This window comes from Streptomyces sp. NPDC041191 (genome assembly GCF_055591945.1).
Genome location: NZ_JBVIZC010000016.1, coordinates 75,918 through 93,590, shown reverse-complemented (window position 1 = coordinate 93,590; position 17,673 = coordinate 75,918). Strand labels below are relative to the sequence as shown.

The window sequence follows — 17,673 nt, the reverse complement described above, 5'->3', positions numbered from 1 at the left end:
TCCCCGCGGTGGGGCGGGGACGACCGGGCGGACCGCCTCCCCGCGGCCGGGCCGCCCGCACGGTGCGGCCCGAGGAGAGAAAGAGGTCGGTCCATGACAGTGCGCGCCGTCGAACTCCCCCGGCTGTGGATGCCCCATCCCCTGCGGGTGAACCCGCACCTGCCGGACCTGCGCGGGGAGAGCGAGACCTGGGCCCGCGAGATGGGCATGCTGGACGGCCACGGGGACGGGCCGGAACGGCGCGGGGTGTGGGGCCCGTCCGCCTTCCACGCCATGACCGTCGACCAGTTGACCGCCTGGACCCTCCCCGACGCCCCGTTCGCCGCCCTCCGGCTGAACCACCGGTTCAACATCTGGACGCTGGCCTGGGACGACCACTTCGCCGCCGCCTTCAAGCAGACCGGCGACCTCCCCGGGGCACGGGCCTTCACCGCCCGGCTGCACGCGTTCCTGCGCCCCGAGCCGGACGTCCGGCTGCCGGAACCGGTGAACGCCGTCGAGCGGGGGATCGTCGATCTCCGGCGGCACCTCTTCCCGCCGGAACTGGCGCACTGGCGCCACGATTTCCTCCGCGCGCTGGTCCGGTACGTCGACGCGGGGGTCGAGGAACTGGCCAACAGCCTCAGCGGCCGCGTTCCCCATCTGATCGACTACGCCCCGTTCCGGCGCGAGAGCTTCGCCGCCTACACCGCCCCCTACTCCGTCGAACTGGCCACGGGGGCGCGGATACCCGAGCGGATCCGGCACGACCGGACGGTCCGGGCCCTGCTGGACGCCTTCATGGACTTCATGGGGCTGGCGAACGACCTCGCCTCCTACGAGAGGGAGGTCCACGAGGAGAACGACGTCAACAACCTGGTCCTGGTCGTCGGGACGTCCCTGGGCATCCCCCTCCACGAGGCCGTGCCCGCCGCCTTCCACCTGGTGAACGCCCGGCTGCGGGAGTTCGAGCACCTCCGGCGGAACGAACTCCCGCCGCTCGTACGGCGGTCCGGCCTCGACCCCGACGAGCGGGCCGAGCTGGAGACGTGGCTCCGGGGCGCCTGCGGCTTCCTCTCCGGGATCCACGCCTGGTACACGGGGGCGCCCCGCTACGTTTCCGGGAACGGGGCGTTCCCGGAAACGTAGCGGGGCGGGTCCCGCCCCGTCGCCCTACCGCCTCCGCAGGAGGCTCCTGACGCGCGCCCACCAGGAGGCGCGGGGCGCGGGGCGGGGCACGGCCGCGGGCCACGGCGGCGCCGAGGGCTCCCCGCTGTTCCGGGCGGGCGGGGCCGGGAGGGGGGCCGGGTCGTCGTGGGTCCGGGGGGAGCGCGGGGAGAAGGTCACGGGCAGCGCCGTGAGGTGCCGGGCCCAGGTGGAGGAGCGCCAGTCGAGGCTCTCCTCCGGGACGGCCAGGGCCACGTCCGGGAGCCGGGTGAGCAGGATGTCGATGCCCGCGTCGGCGATGATGCGGCCGATGTCCTGGCCGGGACACTCGTGCGTGCCGGCGCTGAAGGACAGGTGGGCCCGGTTGTGGTGCACCGGGGCCGCGGGGTCGGGGCGGATCGTCCGGTCCATGTTCCCGGCGGCCAGGCCGAGGAGGAGCATGTCCCCCGCCCTGATCCGCTGTCCGCCGAGGGTGGTGTCGCTGTTGGCCCAGCGGCCCGGACACACCATCAGCGGCGGCTCGTCCCAGAGGACCTGCTCCACCGCTTCGGGCAGGGTCATCTGGCCGCCGGCCAGCGAGCCGCGGAACCGGGGGTCGGTGACGACCATGCGCAGGACGTTGGACATGAGGTTGGCGGTCGTCTCGTAACCGGCGAGCAGGATGAGGCGCAGGTGGTGCTGGACCTCCTCGTCCGTGAGGCCCGCGGGGTGGGCCATCAGCGCGGAGGCGATGTCGTGCCCCGGGCGGGCCCGTTTGGCGACGACGAGCCGTTCGAGGCTCTCCAGGACGTAGGCGTTGCTGGCGAGCGACGTCTCGGTGGCCTTGAAGAGGTCACGGGCGGCGGGGACGAGTTCGGGACTCTCCTCGTCGGACATCCCGAGCAGGTGGATGAGGGTGAGCATGGGCAGGTGCTCGGTGAACTGCCCCACCAGCTCGGCCTCGCCGTCCTCGCAGAACCCGTCGATCAGCTGGTGGGCGAAGCGGGTGATGCGGCGGCGGATCCCCCGGTGGTCGAACTGGCCGAGGGCGGCGGTGACCGCGCCGCGCAGACGCTGGTGCTCCTCCCCGTCCGCGCAGACGCAGTCCGGGCGCCAGCCGATCATCGGCATGAGCGGCGAGGTGGCGGGGTCGATCTCCCCGCTCCTCCAGCCGTGCCAGACCCGGGGGTCGCGGGAGAACTGCGTCGGGCGGCTGGCCACGTCCCGGTTCTCCGGATACCCCAGGACGAGCCAGGCGCGTACGTCGCCGTCGAGCAGGACGGGTGCCACCGGGCCGTGGACGGCCCGCAGTTCCTCGTACAGGCCCATGGGGTCCGTGGCCGCCGCCGTGCCGTAGAGCCGGACCGCTCCGTCGGTTCCGGCGGAGGCGTGGGCCGGGCAGCCCGGGGGCGGGACCTGGCCGGCGTGCGCGGTGGTGTGTCCGGCGGGTGGGAAGTTCATGCGGTCTCCTGGGCGGCGACGAGGGTGCACAGGTAGTCCATCAGCGAGAGCAGGGCGTCACGGCAGGACGCCCGGTCCCGTGCGTCACAGGTGACGATGGGCACGGATTCGCCGAGGGCCAGAGCGGTGCGGAGGTCCGGCAGGGGGTACTGCGGGGCCTCCGGGAAGGTGTTGACGGCCACGACGAAGGGGACGCGGCGGTCTTCGAGACGGGTGATGACCTCGAAGCAGACTTCGATCCTGCGGGTGTCGACGAGGACCACGGCACCGAGCGCGCCCTCGAAGATGCCGTTCCACAGGAACCAGAAGCGCTCCTGTCCGGGGGTCCCGAACAGGTAGAGGATCAGTTCGCGGTTGATGCTGATCCGTCCGAAGTCCATCGCGACGGTCGTGGTGTTCTTGCCCTTGGCGCCGGGGTTGTGGTCGATCCCGACGCCCGCCTGCGTCATGGTCTCCTCGGTGGTCAGGGGCGGGATCTCGCTCACCGTCCCGACCAGGGTGGTCTTGCCGACGCCGAAGCCGCCGACGATCACGACCTTGACCCCCCTGGAGCCGTGGGGCAGCACGTCGGTGCCGCGCGGGCCGGCGACGGGGGCGTCAGAGCTTGCGTAGTCCATGGATCACCGCCTCCAGTAGGCCGCGTTCGGGGTATGCCGCCACGGGGACGGGTGCGATGGCCTCGACCCGTTCCTCCTCGACGAGCTGGGACAGCAGGACGGTGACGACGCTGAACGGAAGGCTGAGGTACGCCGACAGTTCGGCCACCGAGAGCGGGTACTCGCACAGGGAGAGGATGGCCGCCTGTTCGGGCTGCGTCGCGGGGTCGGGCACGGCCCTCGCCGCGATGAGGGTGACCAGGTCGAAGCCCTTGGCCGAGGGTCCGGAACCGCCGGTGATGACGTAGAGCGGAACGGGGGTGCCTTCGTCCCAGGGATTCTGGTTCTCCGATGTCACATCGCCTGCCCGACGTCCTGCCGGGGCGGGCTGGTCATGTGCTGGCCGATCCGGAGCACCAGTGTCCGCATGCGGTCGCCGAGCAGTCCGGCGTCCACCTCCTGGTCGGCGAGGACCGCGAGGTAGGCGCCGGGGCCGGCCGCCATCAGGGAGAAGTACCCGCCGTCGGCCTCCACCCCGACCATGCGCGTCGAGCCGTCCCCGTGCGGGAACATCTGGGCGATGGCCTTCGCCAGGCTCTGGATGCCGGAGCAGGCGGCGGCGATGGCGTCGGCGGTGTCGGGCGCCGTGTTCGCCTGCCCGATGCACAGGCCGTCGGCCGAGAGGACGACCACGTGTCGCACGTACGGAACGCTGCTCACGAGCTCCGTGAGCATCCAGTCCATGTTGGGCAGTGGCTGCATGTTACTCGTCCTCATCTGACGGCTCGCTGGGGGAAGGGAGGGGTTCGGCGCCCGATCTCTTGTCTCCGTTGAACGCCTCCCACATCAGGCCCGGCTGGGGGGCCGTTCCGGAGGTGCTCCGGGAGGGGGGCGGCGTGGAGGACGTCACCACGACCGGTGGCGGGACGGGTGTTTCCCTTCGTCGCTGCGGAAGTCCGTTGACGGTCTTCCCGGTCCCGCCGGAATCCGCGGCGGTGACGGCGCGCACCTGCGCGGGCGCGGGTCCGGTCCGCACCGGGGCGGGCCGGGTCGGCGCGGGCGCGGTTCCGGCCTGCGCCGGGGCGTTCCCGGCCGGCGCCGGCGCGCTGCCGATCGGCGCCGGCGCGGTCCTGGCCGGCATCGGCGCGGTCCTGGCCGGGCCGGGCACACGCCTGCGGGCGAGCCCGCCCGTCCTGATGGTGGGCTGGGGCATCGTGGTGATGAGACGCCGGGGGACGAGCACGACGGCCCGAACGCCCCCGTAGGCGGAGGTCCGCAGGTGGACCTCGCAGCCGTGCTCGCGGGCCAGCCGGCTGACGACGGGCAGGCCGAGCTGCGTCACCTCGCCGAGGCTGGCGAGCTGGATGGTCTCGCGCGACTGCTCCATGACGCGTTCGACGCGCTGCCGGACCTCCTCGGTGAGGCCGACCCCGCGGTCCTCGATCTCGATCGCCACGCCGGAGGGCACCTCGTTCGCGGTCACCTCCACCGGTGTGTGCGGGGGCGAGAACGACGTGGCGTTGTCGAGCAGTTCGGCGAGCAGGTGGATCAGCGGTTCGGCGCCCGGACCGACCACGGCCACCTCCGCCACCGCCTGGAGCTTGACGCGGGGGTAGTCCACGATGCGCGACATGGCGCCGCGCAGGACGTCGTAGAGCGGGATCGCCTTCGACCACTGGCGGCCGGGCCGGGCGTCGCCCAGGACCGCGATGCTGGCGGCGAGGCGGCCGATCAGGGCGTTGCGGTGGTCGACGTCCTGGAGGCCGCGGGAGACCACGATGTCGTTGCCGTGCAGGATCTGCATGGCGTGGAGGTCCTTGGCGAGCTGGTGCACGATCGCCTGGACCCGGCGCGCGACCGCCACGAGGGCCCGCTGGGAGGCGTCCCGCGTGTGCTCCTCGCCCTCCACCGCTTCGAGCACCGTCCGCAGGGCTCCCTTGAGCGCTTCGGCGAACTCGTCGTCGATGTGCTTCCCGAAGTCGACGGCGTGCAGGATGTCCGAGGCGGCCTCGCCCCTCTGCAGGCGGGTGACGGCCGCGGGAAGCAGCTCCTCGGCGAGCCACGCGGTGGTGGTCAGCTGGTCGGCCAGGCGCCCGAGCAGGGTGGCCTCGCGCTGTTCGTAGTACTTCTCCGCCTCGGCCCTCGCCCGCGTGTGGCGGGCCGCTTCCGCCGAACGCAGCCGGCGCGCGGTCCAGGCGGAGACGACGGCCGTCAGGACGACCGCGACGAGGCCGCACCAGGCGACCGCCGGCCGTATCTGCGCGGGGGAAAGGAGCAGCCCCGCCACGGTGGCTCCGGCCAGGAATCCCGAAGGGAGGAGCCACGTCCGGTCAACCGCGGTTGGCCGGGTTCTGGAATTCGAACCTGCATGAACCATCAAGGGGTCCCTAAACAGTCTGGAATGAGCGGACCGAGGTGACGCGATGCGCCGGGAGGAACGGGGGCGGACTCCGTTCGGGCAGGTGGATGTGCTCCGACGAGGTCCCCGCGGGTCACTCCGGAATCGCGATTTTGTTCGCTTCCCTTTGCAGCCGCACTCCGTTCGCCGCCCCACGGCGTCCATGACTCGCCGTGAGCGCGGCGCAACACATCGGGGAGCATAGTCAGTTCGTGTTCCCCGCGTGACTTTGCGGAAAGTACAACCCCCACCGGTCATTCCGAACCCATAAAACGACCGATCGCCCTATCGGAAATGCAATGAACCGATCATTTTCTGACGCGCGGCCCTCAGGGCCGCGACCGTCGCGGGAGGCCGGGCGCGGAGCGCGCGGAAACGGGCGAAGGACTCCCCCGCCCCCGCGCCCCTTGGCATCCTGGGGCCACGACGGCCCCGGACCCGCGGGCCGGTGACCGGTATTCACCGGGACGAGGAGGTGGTGCGGTGAGCGAGGGCGCACAGCACCGGGGAGAGTCCGCCGCGGCGGTGTTCGACGAGGTCGGCGCACGGTACGAGGAGGTGTTCGCCGGCGTCCCCGGCCAGCTCGCGGCCCTGGACTGGCTCACGGGGCGCCTGGCCCCCGGCGCCCGTGTCCTGGACGTGGGCAGCGGCACCGGACGTCCGGCGGCGGAGGCGCTGACCCGGGCGGGCTTCGGGGTCACCGGGATCGACGTGTCGGGCGAGATGGTCCGCCTGGCCCGGCGACAGGTGCCCGCCGCCCGCTTCGAACAGGCCGACGTGCGCACCTACCGGCCCCCCGCCGGGGGGTACGACGCGGTGTGCGCCTTCTTCCCCCTGCTGGTGATGGACCAGCCCGAGGTCGCGGACTCCCTGGCCAGGATGGCCTCCTGGGTCGCCCCCGGCGGGTCGTTCGCGATGGCCACCGTGCCGGGGGACGTCCGGCTCCTCGACATCGTGTGGATGGGGCACGAGGTCCGCGTGAGCAGCCTCGCGACCGAGGACCAGCTGCGCGTCCTGGAGGAGGCCGGGCTGGAGGTGGTCCACCACTCCACCGCTCTGTACCGGCCGCACGGCCCGGAGGCGGAACCCGAGCCGCACCTCTACGTGCACGCCGTCCGCCCGCCCGCGTAGTCCGGGAGGCCCCGCGCGGACCCCCGGCACGCGACGGGAAGCGTAGTGGAATTTTCAACTACCCCGGCCCGTTGATCCGGACGACCGCCTCTCGGGAGGCGGTACCGGAACTCCGGAAGGGAAGAGCGGATGAGCGAGACGTACTACGAGTTCGGCACGGCCGGGGAGCGCTGGGACCGGGCGCAGCTGTTCTTCGGGGCGAAGGAGTACGGGACCGCCGTCCGCATCCTGCGCGGCCTCGTCGCCGAGCACCCGGACCAGACGGCCCAGCGGCTCCTCCTCGCCCGTGCGTACTACCACTCCGCGCAGCTCTCCCGCGCCGAGACGGAGCTGCGGACGATCCTGGAGCGCGACCCGGTCGAACACTACGCCCGGCTGATGCTCGGGCGCACGCTGGAGCGCCTGGGCCGTCCGGAGGAGGCCGCGCCGCACCTGCGCATGGCCGCCGCTATGACGGGCGAGACGGTGTCCTGACGCGCTTCTGATACCCCCTCGCGGTATATTCGCGGCCAGGAGGTTCTGGCTGTGCGGACATACCGGGTGGGGCGGAAACGACGAGCGGGAGGCGCCTCGGCGCACCTCCTGCTCGTCGTCGTGCTCGCGCTCGGCGTGTTCCTGATGCACACCGTGGGCCACCCCGAGGGCTCCCGCGGCGGCACGCACACGGCCGCTGCGGCGGCCTCACCCGGACACGACGGCGGGGACTCCGGCGCCCGGCACGACGGCGGAGACTCCGGCGCCCGGCACGACCCCGGCGCCGGGACGGACATGAGCACCCTGTGCGTGGCCGTCCTCGGCGTCTGGCTGCTGGCGCGGCTCGTCCTGGCCGCGCTGGGACGCGGCCCCGGACGGCTCGTCCCCTTCCTGGCGCGCCTCGCGCACGTGCGGGCCCCGCACGCTCCGCCCCGCCGTCCCCCCGACCTCGCCCGGCTGTCCGTCCTGCGGATATAGGCCGGCCCTCTCCCACGGACGCCCCGCGCTGTCCGTGGGCACCTCCGGCCTGCCCTTTTCCCCGTACGGAACCGCACGGGTCCGTACGATCCGCACGAACAGCACACGAGGTACCACCCATGCACATGCGTGTCTTCACGAACCGCGCCCTCCGGACGTCCGCCCTCGTCGGCGCCGCCGCCGCGACCGGGCTCCTGCTCACCGCCTGCGGCGCGGACGGCACCGCCCCGTCGGCGTCCGCCTCCTCGTCCGCCGCCTCCTCGTCCGCCACCGCCGCCGCGCCCGGGGCCGCCGCCTCCCCGGCACCCGCTCCGGGGCCCTTCAACGACGCGGACGTCATGTTCGCGCAGATGATGATCCCCCACCACGAGCAGGCACTGGAGATGGCGCGGCTCGCCGACGGGCGGGCCGAGGACGCCGGCGTCAGGAAGCTGGTCGCCGCGATCGAGCGGGCCCAGGACCCGGAGATCCGGAAGATGCGGGCCTGGCTCAAGGGCTGGAACAGGCCCGAGTCCGCCGGCCACGGGGGTGGTCACGGCTCCGGCCACGGCATGGCCGGGATGATGTCCGAGCAGGACATGAAGAAGCTGGCGGCCGCCACGGGCAAGGAGTTCGACCGCACCTTCGCCGAGCTGATGATCGCCCACCACGAGGGTGCGGTGGCCATGGCCGAGGACGAGCGGCGGAACGGCCTCAACGCCACGGCCGGGAAGCTGGCCGACGACGTCGTGCGGACCCAGTCCGCCGAGGTCGCCGAGCTGCGGAAGATCCTCGGCCGGCTCTGATGTCCCGCCGTTCCCGGGCCGGTCGCGCCGGCCCGGGGACGGATTCACCGGCCCGGCCGGCTCACGGGTGCGTGCCGCGGGCCGGCCGGGCCTGCTTCCGCGGGGCACCTGCCGCCCCCGCGGGAGGGAAGGCCCCGTGGGCCGGTCGGGTCATTCCCCCGCACGGCGCTCCACGACCACCTCGCCGCCCACCACGACCGTCTCCGCGACGGTGCCGGGGATGTCCTCGGGAGCGACGCGGAGGATGTCGCGGGAGAGGACGACGAAGTCGGCCAGCTTGCCCACCGTGAGGGACCCGCGTTCGTGCTCCAGGAAGTTGGCGTACGCCGAACCCATCGTGTACCCCTCGACGGCGGTGGCCACGTCGATCGTCTCCCCGGCCGTCCACGCCTCGCCCCCGCCGGGCGGGCGGCGGGTGACGGCGGCGTGGATGCCGACCATGGGGTCCATCTCGGCGACGTTCCAGTCGCTGGAGAGGGCGAGGACCGCGCCGGCGGCGTGCAGGCTGCGCAGCGGCCATGCCTTGTGCCAGCGGTCGGGCCCCACGTTCTCGGCCCAGTCCCGGCCCGGTCCCGCGATGTCCGGGGCGGCGTGCCGGGGCTGCATGCAGGCGACGACGCCGAGCTCGGCGAAGCGCGGGGTGTCGGCCGGGTCGAGGCACTCGACGTGCACGACCTGGTGGCGCGCGTCGCGCGGCCCGTTGGCGGCGCGGGCGCGTTCGACGGCGTCGAGGACGGTGCGGATGCCCCGGTCGCCGGTGGCGTGGACGAAGCACTGGAAGCCGCGGGCGTCGAGCCGGGTGAGGAGCTCGGCGAACTCCTCCGGCGGGTAGAAGGTGTCGCCCCGGTGGTGGGAGCAGCCCGCGTACGGCTCCAGGAGGGCGGCGGTGCGGGGTTCGACGACGTCGTCGATGTACAGCTTGAGCGGGCCGACCCGCAGCCGGTCGTCGGCGTGCGCGGCGGCTGCCGCCTCGAAGACGTCGAGCTCGGCCTCGGTGGTGCCGCGCGGGTGGAAGAGCGCGGCGACGATCCGGGAGCGCAGCCGGCCCTCGGCACGGGCACGCCGGAAGAGGGCGAGGTCGTCCAGGGAGTTCTGCGGTTCCACGACGGTGGTGATGCCGTAGCCGATGGCGTCGTCCAGGCTCTTGACGAGCCGTCCGTACTGCCGGTCCGGCGACGCCCAGGGGAGGCCGAGGTCGCGCAGGGCGCGGTGTCCCTCGCGGGAGAGGCCCTTGATCGCGAAGTCCTTGACGAATCCGGTGGGTTCGCCGGTCGCCGGGTCGGTGACGGCCCGTCCGAAGGGAAGGTCGGTGTGGTCGCGGTCGACGCCGAGGCGTTCCAGGGCGGCGGTGTTCAGCCAGGCGGTGTGCACGTCGTAGCTGAGGACGAGGGCGGGCGTGTCGCCGGTGACCGGGTCGAGGTCGGCGGCGGTGGGCATGCGGCCGCCGGGCACGGCCGAGTAGTCGAACGCCTCGGCCTCGATCCACTCGGCGGCCGGGTGGGCGGCGCGCCAGGTGCGGATCCGCTCGTGGACCGCGTCGAGGGTACGGGCGCCCGCGAGCTGCACGCAGGCGTCGTCGGAACCGAGGCGGACGTGGTTGTGGGCGTCGACGAAGCCGGGCAGGACGAGGCGGCCGCCGGCGTCGAGGACCCGGGTGCCGGGCCCGGTCCGGGCTGCGGCGCCCTCGTCGGAGCCGATCCAGACGATCCGGCCGGCGCGGACCGCGAGGGCCCGGGCCTCCGGGAGCGCCGGATCGACGGTGTGGATGCGGGCGCCGGTCAGGACGAGGTCGGCGGGGGCGGTGCTGTTCACGCGGGGTGGCTCCAGGACGTACGGGAGGGACGGGGGTGCGGTGGTGGTCAGGGGCGGTGCGGGGTGACGCTCCCGCGGGCGAGGAGCACGTACACCAGGGCGGAGACACCCGCTCCGAGCACGGTGAGGTCCGCGCCGCCGAGCGGGGCGACGAGGGGGCCGGTCCACAGCTCGGAGTCGCAGGTGAGCACGGAGAAGACGAGGCCCGCGAGGAGCGCGGCGAGCCCGGCCGGGTGCCAGCCCGCGCGGTAGCCGTAGGCGCCGCCGGTGTCCGCGTGCAGGCCCGCGGAGTCGTAGGAGCAGCGGCGCAGGACCATGTCGGCGAGGAAGACCCCGCCCCAGGGGGCGAAGACGACGATCAGGAGGGAGAGGAAGGAGAGGAGCGAGGTGGTGAAGTCGGCCAGGAAGAGGGCGCCGAGCGAACCGGCGGCGGTGACGGCGGCGCTGACGACGATGGCGCGGGACCGGCTCCAGGGGATGCCGAGGACCTGGAGGTTCAGGCTGGACGAGTAGAGCGTGATGATCGAGTTGGTGACGGAGCCGCCGAGGACCAGCGCGAGGAAGAGGGGCTGGAACCAGCCGGGGAGCAGGCTCTCGGTGCCCGCGACGGCGTCGGTCATGTCGGCCTGGGTCGCGGCGGCGGCGCCGGCGACGCCCAGGGCGACGGAGGAGAGGAAGCCGCCCAGGGCCCCGCTCGCGGTGACGGCGCCGAGGGTGGTCGTACGGGGCAGGTAGCGGGTGTAGTCGGCGGGCATCGGGAGGTACGAGAAGGGGCCCGCCAGCATGACGACGAAGGCGAGGCTCCAGCCGGAGACGCCCGGCGGGGCGGCGGGGGCGGAGGTGTCGGCGCCGGGCAGTACGAGGACGAGCAGGACGGCGAAGCCGGCGGCGAGGACGTACGCCATCCAGCGCTCCGCGAACTGGACGGTGGCGTGGCCCCAGAGCGCGACGGCGAAGGTCAGCGCGAGGGTGACGGCGAGGGCCAGGGCCCGGGAGGCGGGTCCGCCGTGCCCGCCGAGGTCCGCGAGGAAGGCTTCGAGGGCGAGGGTGCCCACCACCGTGTTCACCACGGTGTAGCCGATGCCGACGATCCAGTTGAGGAGGCCGACGGGCCAGTTCCCGCGACGGCCGAAGGCCGCGCGGGAGAGGACGAGCGTGGCGGTGCCGGTGCGCACGCCGCCGAGTCCGGCCGCGCCGATGGCGAGGAAGGCGAGGCCGCCGATCACGACGACGGCGGTGGCCTGCCAGAAGGAGAGTCCGAAGGCGACGGCGAGGGCGCCGTTGATGACGTAGGTGAAGGTGAGGTTCGAGCCGAACCAGAGCCAGAAGACGTCCTTGACGCTGCCGTGCCGTTCGGCGTCGGGTATGGGGTCGATCCCGTGTTCCTCGACCCGGAACACCTCGTCGCGGCCCGTGGTCACGGCCGTCGTCTCGTGTTCGAGCACATCGCACTCCCCTCTTGAACGCCGTTCTAAGTTTTAGAACGGTGTTCAAGATGGGCGAAGGATTCGAGCCACGTCAAGACCTCTGCGGGTTCCGGTTAGGGTCGTTCCCGTACACGACGGCCCCGCACGGGACGGGGCGGGCGGCGACGGCGGAAACAGCGGAACGGGGACGGCAGTGGCGGCACGACGGCGGGACGGGCACGTCACCCGGGAACGGATGCTGGAGGAGGCGATGGCGGCGATCGCCGAGGACGGTCTCGCGTCCCTCACCATGTCGGCGCTCGCGGAGCGGCTGGGCACGAGCGGCGGCCACATCCTGTACTACTTCGGCAGCAAGGACCTGCTGCTGCTCGCGGCCCTCCGGTGGAGCGAGGAGGCGCTCGCGGAGGAGCGCCGCGCGCTGCTCGGCCGGCGGACCGCGGCCGAGCGCAAGCTGGACCTCTTCCTGAGGCTCTACCTGCCGCGCGGGCCCCGCGATCCGCGCTGGACGCTGTGGATCGAGCTCTGGGCCCGCTCGGCCGGCAACGAGGCCCTCCGGGAGGCGCAGGTGGAGCTGGACCGGAGCTGGCAGGAGGACCTGGAGACCCTGCTCGCGGCGGGCGTCCGGCGGGGACGCTTCGCCCCGCTGGACGCCCGCGCCCGCGCGTCCGAACTCCTCGCCCTGCTCGACGGGTTGAGCACCCGGGTGGTCCTGGGCCAGGAGGCGGGCCCCGCTCTGGAGGCCGCCCGCTCGGTGGCGCGCGCCCTGGTCCCCCGGCTCGTTCCCGCCGGGCGGTGAGGGGGGCCGTCAGCCCCGGTACGCCTCCAGGAGGCGCAGCCACGCCTCGCTCAGGGTCGGGTACGACGGGACGGCGTGCCACAGACGGGCGATCGGGACCTCGCCGACGACGGCGACCGTCGCCGAGTGGAGGAGTTCGCCGACGGCCGGACCGACGAAGGAGGCGCCGACGACGACCTCCCGGTCCAGGTCCACGACCATCCGCGCGTGCCCCCGGTAGCCCTGGGCGTAGAGACCGGCCCCGGCGACCCCGCCCAGGTCCAGGTCCACGGCCCGGACCCGCAGCCCCGCCCGTTCCGCCCCGGCCAGCGTGAGGCCGACGGCGGCCGCCTCGGGGTCGGTGAACACCACCTGCGGCACGGCGGCGTGGTCGGCCGTGGCGGCGTACGCGCCCCAGTTCCCGGCGTCCGGGAGGGCGTCCCCCCGCGCGCGGGCGGCGATCGCGGCGCCGGCGATCCGGGCCTGGTACTTGCCCTGGTGGGTCAGGAGCGCGCGGCGGTTGACGTCCCCGACGGCGTAGAGCCAGTCGCTGCCGCGGACCCGGAGGCTGTCGTCCACGTCCAGCCAGGACCCCGGCTCCAGGCCGACCGTCTCCAGGCCGATGTCCTCGGTGCGCGGGGCCCGGCCGGTCGCGAAGAGCACCTCGTCGCCCTCGACGCGGTCGCCGCCCTCCAGGACCGCGGTGACCGGGCCGGTGCCCCCGTCCCGCACCACCGCGGTCACCGACGCGTCGCGGATGTCCGCGCCGCGCTCGGCGAGGGCGGCGGCCACGTGCTCGCCGACGAACGGTTCCATGCGGGGCAGCAGCCTTCCGCCCCGCGCCAGCACCGTCACCCGGGAGCCGAGGGCCTGCCAGGCGGTGGCCATCTCGGCCCCCACCACTCCCCCGCCCACCACGACGAGGCGCTCCGGCACGTGCGAGGAGGCGGTCGCCTCGCGGCTGGTCCAGGGCCGCGCGCCGGGGAGGCCGGGCAGCTCGGGCAGGAGGGCCCGGCTGCCGGTGCAGACGGCGACGGCGTGCCGGGCGGTGAGGACGTGGCGCTCGCCCTCGGGGCTCAGGACCTCGACCCGGCGCGGTCCGAGGAGGCGGCCGTGGCCCCGGAAGACCCGGGTGCCGGTCGAGTCGAGCCAGTCCAGCTGGGCGTCGTCCTTCCAGTCCCCGACCACCTCGTTCCGGTGGGCCAGGACCTCCGGCGCGTCCAGGGGCCCCCGGACCGCCTCCCGCAGTCCCGCGACCGCCCGCGCGTCGGAACGGGCGATCGCGGGGCGCAGCAGCGCCTTGCTGGGCATGCAGGCCCAGTACGAGCACTCGCCGCCGATCAGTTCGCTCTCGACGATCGCGGCACTGAGACCGGCCGCCCGCACCCGGTCGACGACGTTCTCGCCGACCGGCCCCGCGCCCAGCACCACCACGTCGTAGACCTGCTCGTTCTCCACCGTATGTGTCATGGTCCCAGTCTGCGGGCAGGGAGCGGAACAGCGCGGCGCGATACGCCGTCGCGCCGGGCGAGTCTCCGGGGGACCGCGAGGACACGCGCCGTTCTCCCCCGACGACGGCGGCACCACCTCCGGGCGCGGTGCCGGGACCGGCCCGGCCGCTCCCCGCCGGCCCGGCCCGCGACACCCCCTGTACGACCGGATGCCGGTCCCGCACGGGCCGCGCCCGTCGGCACATCCTCCGGTACTCTCCTTCCCGCCCTCCGCCGGGCTCTTCGCGCGTGGTCCGGACACCCGTCCTCCCACGCGCCGCCGCACGACCAGCCGGTCACCGATCGTCCCTCCACCACGCGCACACGACGAGGATGCCCGCCATGTCCGTACCCGCCGACCCCACCGTGCTCCACCCGATGCCCGGCCAGCCGAGGGTCGTACAGCTCAAGCCGCTGGTGACCTCGCCGCTGATCGAGGTGGGGGAGTACTCGTACTACGACGACCCGGACGACGCCACCGCGTTCGAGACCCGCAACGTCCTCCACCACTACGGACCGGAGAAGCTGGTCATCGGCAAGTTCTGCGCGCTCGGCACGGGCGTGCGCTTCCTGATGAACGGTGCCAACCACCGGATGGACGGCCCCTCCACCTTCCCGTTCCCGACCATGGGCGGCTCCTGGGCCGATCACTTCGACCTGCTCGCGGGCCTGCCGAACCGGGGCGACACCGTCGTCGGCAACGACGTCTGGTTCGGTCACGGGGCGACCGTGCTGCCCGGGGTGCGCATCGGGCACGGCGCGATCATCGGCAGCGGCTCCGTGGTCACCAAGGACGTGCCGGACTACGGCGTCGTCGGCGGCAACCCGGCCCGCCTCCTGCGCACCCGCTACGAGGAGGAGGACATCGCCCGTCTCCTCGCGGTGGCCTGGTGGGACTGGCCCGCGGAACACATCACCGCCCACATCCGCACCCTCATGTCCGGGACGGTCGACGACCTCGAAGCCGCCGCCCCCTCCCCGCCGCGCGCCTGATCCGCCGACCGCCTCCGGAAGAGGACCGCCGACGTGACCACCGCCAGGTCGTGGCCGACCCCGAGGGCAGCGAGTTCGACGCCGTACGCACGCCTGCTCTCCGAGTTCCGTCCGACTCCGGCGTGCGGTCAGGAGCATCACCAGAACTACTTCGTGGAAGAGCCGACGTTCGCCGGCGCGGACGCGCTCCTCTCGATGCTGCGGGAGCCCTGCCCGAACCCGGTCGACGGCCGGCTCCCGGTCCGGGTCCGCAACCTCGCCCATCGGCTTGTCCCGTTGCGGCGGCCCGACGGCCGGCTCTCCTGAGGGAGGCCGCGCGGAGCCCGTGGCTGCACGGTCCGGACCGGGACGACATCGTGGCGGAACCCACGAAGAGGGCCGAAGAGCTGGAAGCCCGCTGACGGAACCCGTTCGTCGAGGCCCGAGCCACGGGCGGATCGAGGCCGAGGTCACGGTGCCCGTGGAGACGCGCTCGTCGTGACGCTGCGGCCCCGGCCCTCGAGCGCGTTCGCGTACCACGGCCGGGTGCGCGGTCGCCCGCGCACCCGGCCCCCGGGCACGTGCGGTCAGCTCAGCCGGGCATCGGCGTACACGGTCATCGCATCGCGCTGGTAGACGGCGAGACCTTCGGCGATCCTGTCGAAGTTGGCCCGCATCCGCGGGTCGTCGACATAGGTCTGGCCCACTCCCTTGTACGCCGCAGCGATCGGGGTCCAGAACCGGCAGATCTGCCGGTGGTTGGCGTCCACCTCGGCCTGTACGGCGGGATCGGAGACCGGCGTGCCGGCCACCATGAACTCCGCCATACGGATCATCTGCGCCGTCACCTCACGTTGCCGGCGCTCCGTTTCCTCGGGGGTCATCGCCTCGACTGCCTGCCGGGACCGCTCCCACGCCTGCGGCCACCGCTCCCGCACCTCGGCCTCGGCCTCGGCCTCGGCCTCGGAGGGGTCCTGGAACCCCTCGAACAGGTTCTCCGGCTTGTTGATCTTCGTCATCCTCCCGTCGTCCCCACCTTCTTCCAGTTCGGCGATGGTGCGGCCGACCGTACGGGCCGGCGTCTCCAGCCGGTCCCGTTCCGCGAGCAGCCGTCGGTGGTGCTCGCGGAGCACGGCCACCCGGTCGAGCCGGCCGTCCAGGACCGCCCGGATCTCGCTCAGCCCCAGGCCCAGCTCCCGCATCAGCATGATCCGCTGCAACCGCGGCAGACCGGCCTCCTCGTAGTAGCGGTGCCCGTTGCTCCCGATCCGTGCGGGCGGCAACAGGCCGATCTCGTCGTAGTGCCGCAGCGTCCGTGACGTCACCCCGGACATCCGCGCCACCTCCGCGATCGACCAGGCCATGCCGCTGCCTCCTTCGCCGGGCCGGTCCCTCCGGCCACACACATGACCGTAGAAGTTGCCGCAACGGAAAGCGCGAGTCCGGAAACCCGCCGGACAAGAAGGTCTCCGTCCGCCACGCACCGCCCGTGCGTCACGTCACCCGGTGACCGGTCACGATGCCGTCTTTGTTCGCACACGGGTTTAGGCTCGCCATGAGGCCCTCGTGTTCCCAAGGTGTTCCCAAGCGTCTCGGGAACTGGCCAAAACCCCACCATCTATGCAGGTCAGAGGCGGTAAGCATGAGCACCGTAGAACTCACCAAGGACAACTTCGACGAGATCGTGAGCGACAACGAGTTCGTCCTGATCGATTTCTGGGCTGCCTGGTGCGGCCCCTGCCGTCAGTTCGGTCCGGTCTTCGAGGCCGCCTCCGAGCGCCATCAGGACCTCGTCTTCGCCAAGGTGGACACCGAGGCCCAGCAGGAGCTGGCGGCGGCGTTCGAGATCCAGTCGATCCCGACCCTGATGATCGTGCGCGACAAGGTGGCCGTGTTCGCACAGCCGGGGGCGCTGCCGGAGGCCGCCCTGGAGGACCTGATCGGCCAGGCGCGCAAGCTGGACATGGACGAGGTGCGCAAGTCCGTCGCGGAGGCGCAGAACGCCCGGGGCGGGCAGGACGACCGGGGTGGGCAGGACGCCTAGTACCGCAATCGCGTCTGGAGGATCCGGCCTCGGCGCTTGTCGTGGGATCGGCGAACTCGGGCCTGGTCTCGTCGTCGGAAGCGTGACCGGCGCAGATGGTGTTCGTGGTCCGGTGTCGGGGCCCGACGGCCAGGTTCTTCAGCCGGGTGCCGACAGGGTCGTGGCAGACGTAGTGGCGATCTCGCTCGGGTCGCCGACGGAGCGGCGTGCGAGGACCCGGTGTCCGAAGCCGTTCTCCCACACGGGCTGGATCGCTGCTCGGGCCCAGTCGTGAATCCGCTCGCCGTGGGAGCCCCGGCCTCCGGAGATGCGCTTGCGGGCTTGCCGCGGCAGTGTCGCGGTCGGCTCGTCCACTCGGGCCTCGGTCCGGCCCGCGGTGATCACGGTGTCGTCGACCTTGGTGGCGGGCGCGTGCGCGATGCGGCGTTCCTCCGGCCAGTACCCGAGGTGCTCGACCCGGCCGTACGCCTCGTCCCAGGTCACCCAGGAGAACGGGACGCGGGCGTCGACCGCGCGCCGTGACATCCATGTGAAGTGCTCGTTCTCCGTCGCGAACGGCACCTCGTCCCCGATGCCGGCGGTTCGGCAGCGTTCCCGGTCAGCGGTCCGGGACACGGGCAGACAGAACTCGCGGTCGATGTCCGATCGTGGGGCTCCGACCTGACAAAACGATGCGCGAAGCGGGCATGGAACCCGGCTGTCCCCT

The 17,673-nt window shown here is 73.2% G+C and carries 18 protein-coding genes and 1 pseudogene; 9 read left to right on the top strand and 10 right to left on the bottom strand.

From position 1 onward, the window contains the following. The first annotated feature begins 93 nt into the window (after nucleotides 1-93). Nucleotides 94-1,128: a terpene synthase family protein gene (locus ACZ6AQ_RS27225; RefSeq protein WP_468763225.1), complete on the top strand. Its 1,035-nt coding sequence runs from the start codon at nucleotides 94-96 to the stop codon at nucleotides 1,126-1,128. A gap of 24 nt (nucleotides 1,129-1,152) precedes the next feature. On the opposite strand, the gene ACZ6AQ_RS27220 is transcribed toward ACZ6AQ_RS27225, so the two are convergent. Genes ACZ6AQ_RS27220 through ACZ6AQ_RS27200 form a run of 5 tightly spaced genes read right to left on the bottom strand, consistent with a single transcriptional unit; the run spans nucleotide 1,153 to nucleotide 5,469 of the window. Then, nucleotides 1,153-2,586: a cytochrome P450 gene (locus ACZ6AQ_RS27220; RefSeq protein ID WP_468763223.1), complete on the bottom strand. Its 1,434-nt coding sequence runs from the start codon at nucleotides 2,584-2,586 to the stop codon at nucleotides 1,153-1,155. Beyond that, nucleotides 2,583-3,203 (bottom strand): GTP-binding protein, encoded by a 621-nt coding sequence (locus ACZ6AQ_RS27215; protein WP_388699967.1) that lies wholly within the window; start codon nucleotides 3,201-3,203, stop codon nucleotides 2,583-2,585. Before ACZ6AQ_RS27215 ends, ACZ6AQ_RS27220 begins: the two co-directional genes overlap by 4 nt. Then, nucleotides 3,184-3,540: a DUF742 domain-containing protein gene (locus ACZ6AQ_RS27210; RefSeq protein ID WP_388699964.1), complete on the bottom strand. Its 357-nt coding sequence runs from the start codon at nucleotides 3,538-3,540 to the stop codon at nucleotides 3,184-3,186. The genes ACZ6AQ_RS27215 and ACZ6AQ_RS27210 overlap by 20 nt, the downstream gene beginning before the upstream one ends. Further along, a complete protein-coding gene (locus ACZ6AQ_RS27205) occupies nucleotides 3,537-3,944 on the bottom strand; it encodes a roadblock/LC7 domain-containing protein (RefSeq protein ID WP_388699961.1) in 408 nt (135 codons plus the stop codon). The genes ACZ6AQ_RS27210 and ACZ6AQ_RS27205 overlap by 4 nt, the downstream gene beginning before the upstream one ends. Nucleotide 3,945: 1 nt before the next feature. Continuing rightward, complete coding sequence (locus ACZ6AQ_RS27200) at nucleotides 3,946-5,469, bottom strand: ATP-binding protein (RefSeq protein WP_468763221.1); 1,524 nt, start codon at nucleotides 5,467-5,469, stop codon at nucleotides 3,946-3,948. A gap of 594 nt (nucleotides 5,470-6,063) precedes the next feature. Here ACZ6AQ_RS27200 and ACZ6AQ_RS27195 point away from each other — a divergent pair. The 4 genes from ACZ6AQ_RS27195 (at nucleotide 6,064) to ACZ6AQ_RS27180 (ending at nucleotide 8,447) form a co-directional block, all read left to right on the top strand. Next, a complete protein-coding gene (locus ACZ6AQ_RS27195; RefSeq protein WP_468763219.1) occupies nucleotides 6,064-6,711 on the top strand; it encodes a class I SAM-dependent methyltransferase in 648 nt (215 codons plus the stop codon). Nucleotides 6,712-6,840: 129 nt separating this feature from the next. Then, on the top strand, nucleotides 6,841-7,185 hold the full coding sequence (locus tag ACZ6AQ_RS27190) for a tetratricopeptide repeat protein (protein ID WP_468763217.1): 345 nt from the start codon (nucleotides 6,841-6,843) through the stop codon (nucleotides 7,183-7,185). Between the two features lie 51 nt (nucleotides 7,186-7,236). Continuing rightward, nucleotides 7,237-7,662, top strand: a complete 426-nt coding sequence (locus ACZ6AQ_RS27185) for a DUF6153 family protein (RefSeq protein WP_468763215.1) — start codon at nucleotides 7,237-7,239, stop codon at nucleotides 7,660-7,662. Between the two features lie 125 nt (nucleotides 7,663-7,787). Continuing rightward, nucleotides 7,788-8,447, top strand: a complete 660-nt coding sequence (locus ACZ6AQ_RS27180) for a DUF305 domain-containing protein (RefSeq protein WP_468763249.1) — start codon at nucleotides 7,788-7,790, stop codon at nucleotides 8,445-8,447. Between the two features lie 150 nt (nucleotides 8,448-8,597). Here ACZ6AQ_RS27180 and ACZ6AQ_RS27175 read toward each other — a convergent pair whose 3' ends face one another. Both ACZ6AQ_RS27175 and ACZ6AQ_RS27170 read right to left on the bottom strand, forming a co-directional pair. After that, nucleotides 8,598-10,259, bottom strand: a complete 1,662-nt coding sequence (locus ACZ6AQ_RS27175; RefSeq protein ID WP_468763213.1) for an amidohydrolase — start codon at nucleotides 10,257-10,259, stop codon at nucleotides 8,598-8,600. Between the two features lie 47 nt (nucleotides 10,260-10,306). Further along, on the bottom strand, nucleotides 10,307-11,704 hold the full coding sequence (locus tag ACZ6AQ_RS27170; RefSeq protein ID WP_468763211.1) for a purine-cytosine permease family protein: 1,398 nt from the start codon (nucleotides 11,702-11,704) through the stop codon (nucleotides 10,307-10,309). A 217-nt stretch (nucleotides 11,705-11,921) separates the two neighbouring features. Here ACZ6AQ_RS27170 and ACZ6AQ_RS27165 point away from each other — a divergent pair, with 217 nt between their 5' ends. After that, nucleotides 11,922-12,482, top strand: coding sequence for a TetR/AcrR family transcriptional regulator (locus tag ACZ6AQ_RS27165; RefSeq protein WP_468763247.1), 561 nt, complete (start codon nucleotides 11,922-11,924; stop codon nucleotides 12,480-12,482). A 9-nt stretch (nucleotides 12,483-12,491) separates the two neighbouring features. On the opposite strand, the gene ACZ6AQ_RS27160 is transcribed toward ACZ6AQ_RS27165, so the two are convergent. Then, nucleotides 12,492-13,931: a dihydrolipoyl dehydrogenase family protein gene (locus ACZ6AQ_RS27160; RefSeq protein ID WP_468763209.1), complete on the bottom strand. Its 1,440-nt coding sequence runs from the start codon at nucleotides 13,929-13,931 to the stop codon at nucleotides 12,492-12,494. A gap of 362 nt (nucleotides 13,932-14,293) precedes the next feature. Between ACZ6AQ_RS27160 and ACZ6AQ_RS27155 the strand changes: the two genes are divergently transcribed. Beyond that, nucleotides 14,294-14,944, top strand: coding sequence for a CatB-related O-acetyltransferase (locus ACZ6AQ_RS27155; protein ID WP_468763207.1), 651 nt, complete (start codon nucleotides 14,294-14,296; stop codon nucleotides 14,942-14,944). 33 nt (nucleotides 14,945-14,977) lie between these two features. Further along, nucleotides 14,978-15,250 (top strand): hypothetical protein, encoded by a 273-nt coding sequence (locus ACZ6AQ_RS27150; RefSeq protein ID WP_468763205.1) that lies wholly within the window; start codon nucleotides 14,978-14,980, stop codon nucleotides 15,248-15,250. Between the two features lie 260 nt (nucleotides 15,251-15,510). On the opposite strand, the gene ACZ6AQ_RS27145 is transcribed toward ACZ6AQ_RS27150, so the two are convergent. Next, entirely contained in the window at nucleotides 15,511-16,287 is a 777-nt protein-coding gene (locus ACZ6AQ_RS27145) for a MerR family transcriptional regulator (protein WP_468763203.1), read from the bottom strand. A 278-nt stretch (nucleotides 16,288-16,565) separates the two neighbouring features. Here ACZ6AQ_RS27145 and trxA point away from each other — a divergent pair, with 278 nt between their 5' ends. Continuing rightward, nucleotides 16,566-16,967 (top strand): thioredoxin, encoded by a 402-nt coding sequence (trxA, locus tag ACZ6AQ_RS27140; protein WP_468763201.1) that lies wholly within the window; start codon nucleotides 16,566-16,568, stop codon nucleotides 16,965-16,967. A gap of 130 nt (nucleotides 16,968-17,097) precedes the next feature. Here the strand turns inward: trxA and ACZ6AQ_RS27135 are convergent. Beyond that, nucleotides 17,098-17,645, bottom strand: a pseudogene (locus tag ACZ6AQ_RS27135) (transposase); the annotation flags it as partial. Between the last annotated feature and the right edge of the window lie 28 nt (nucleotides 17,646-17,673).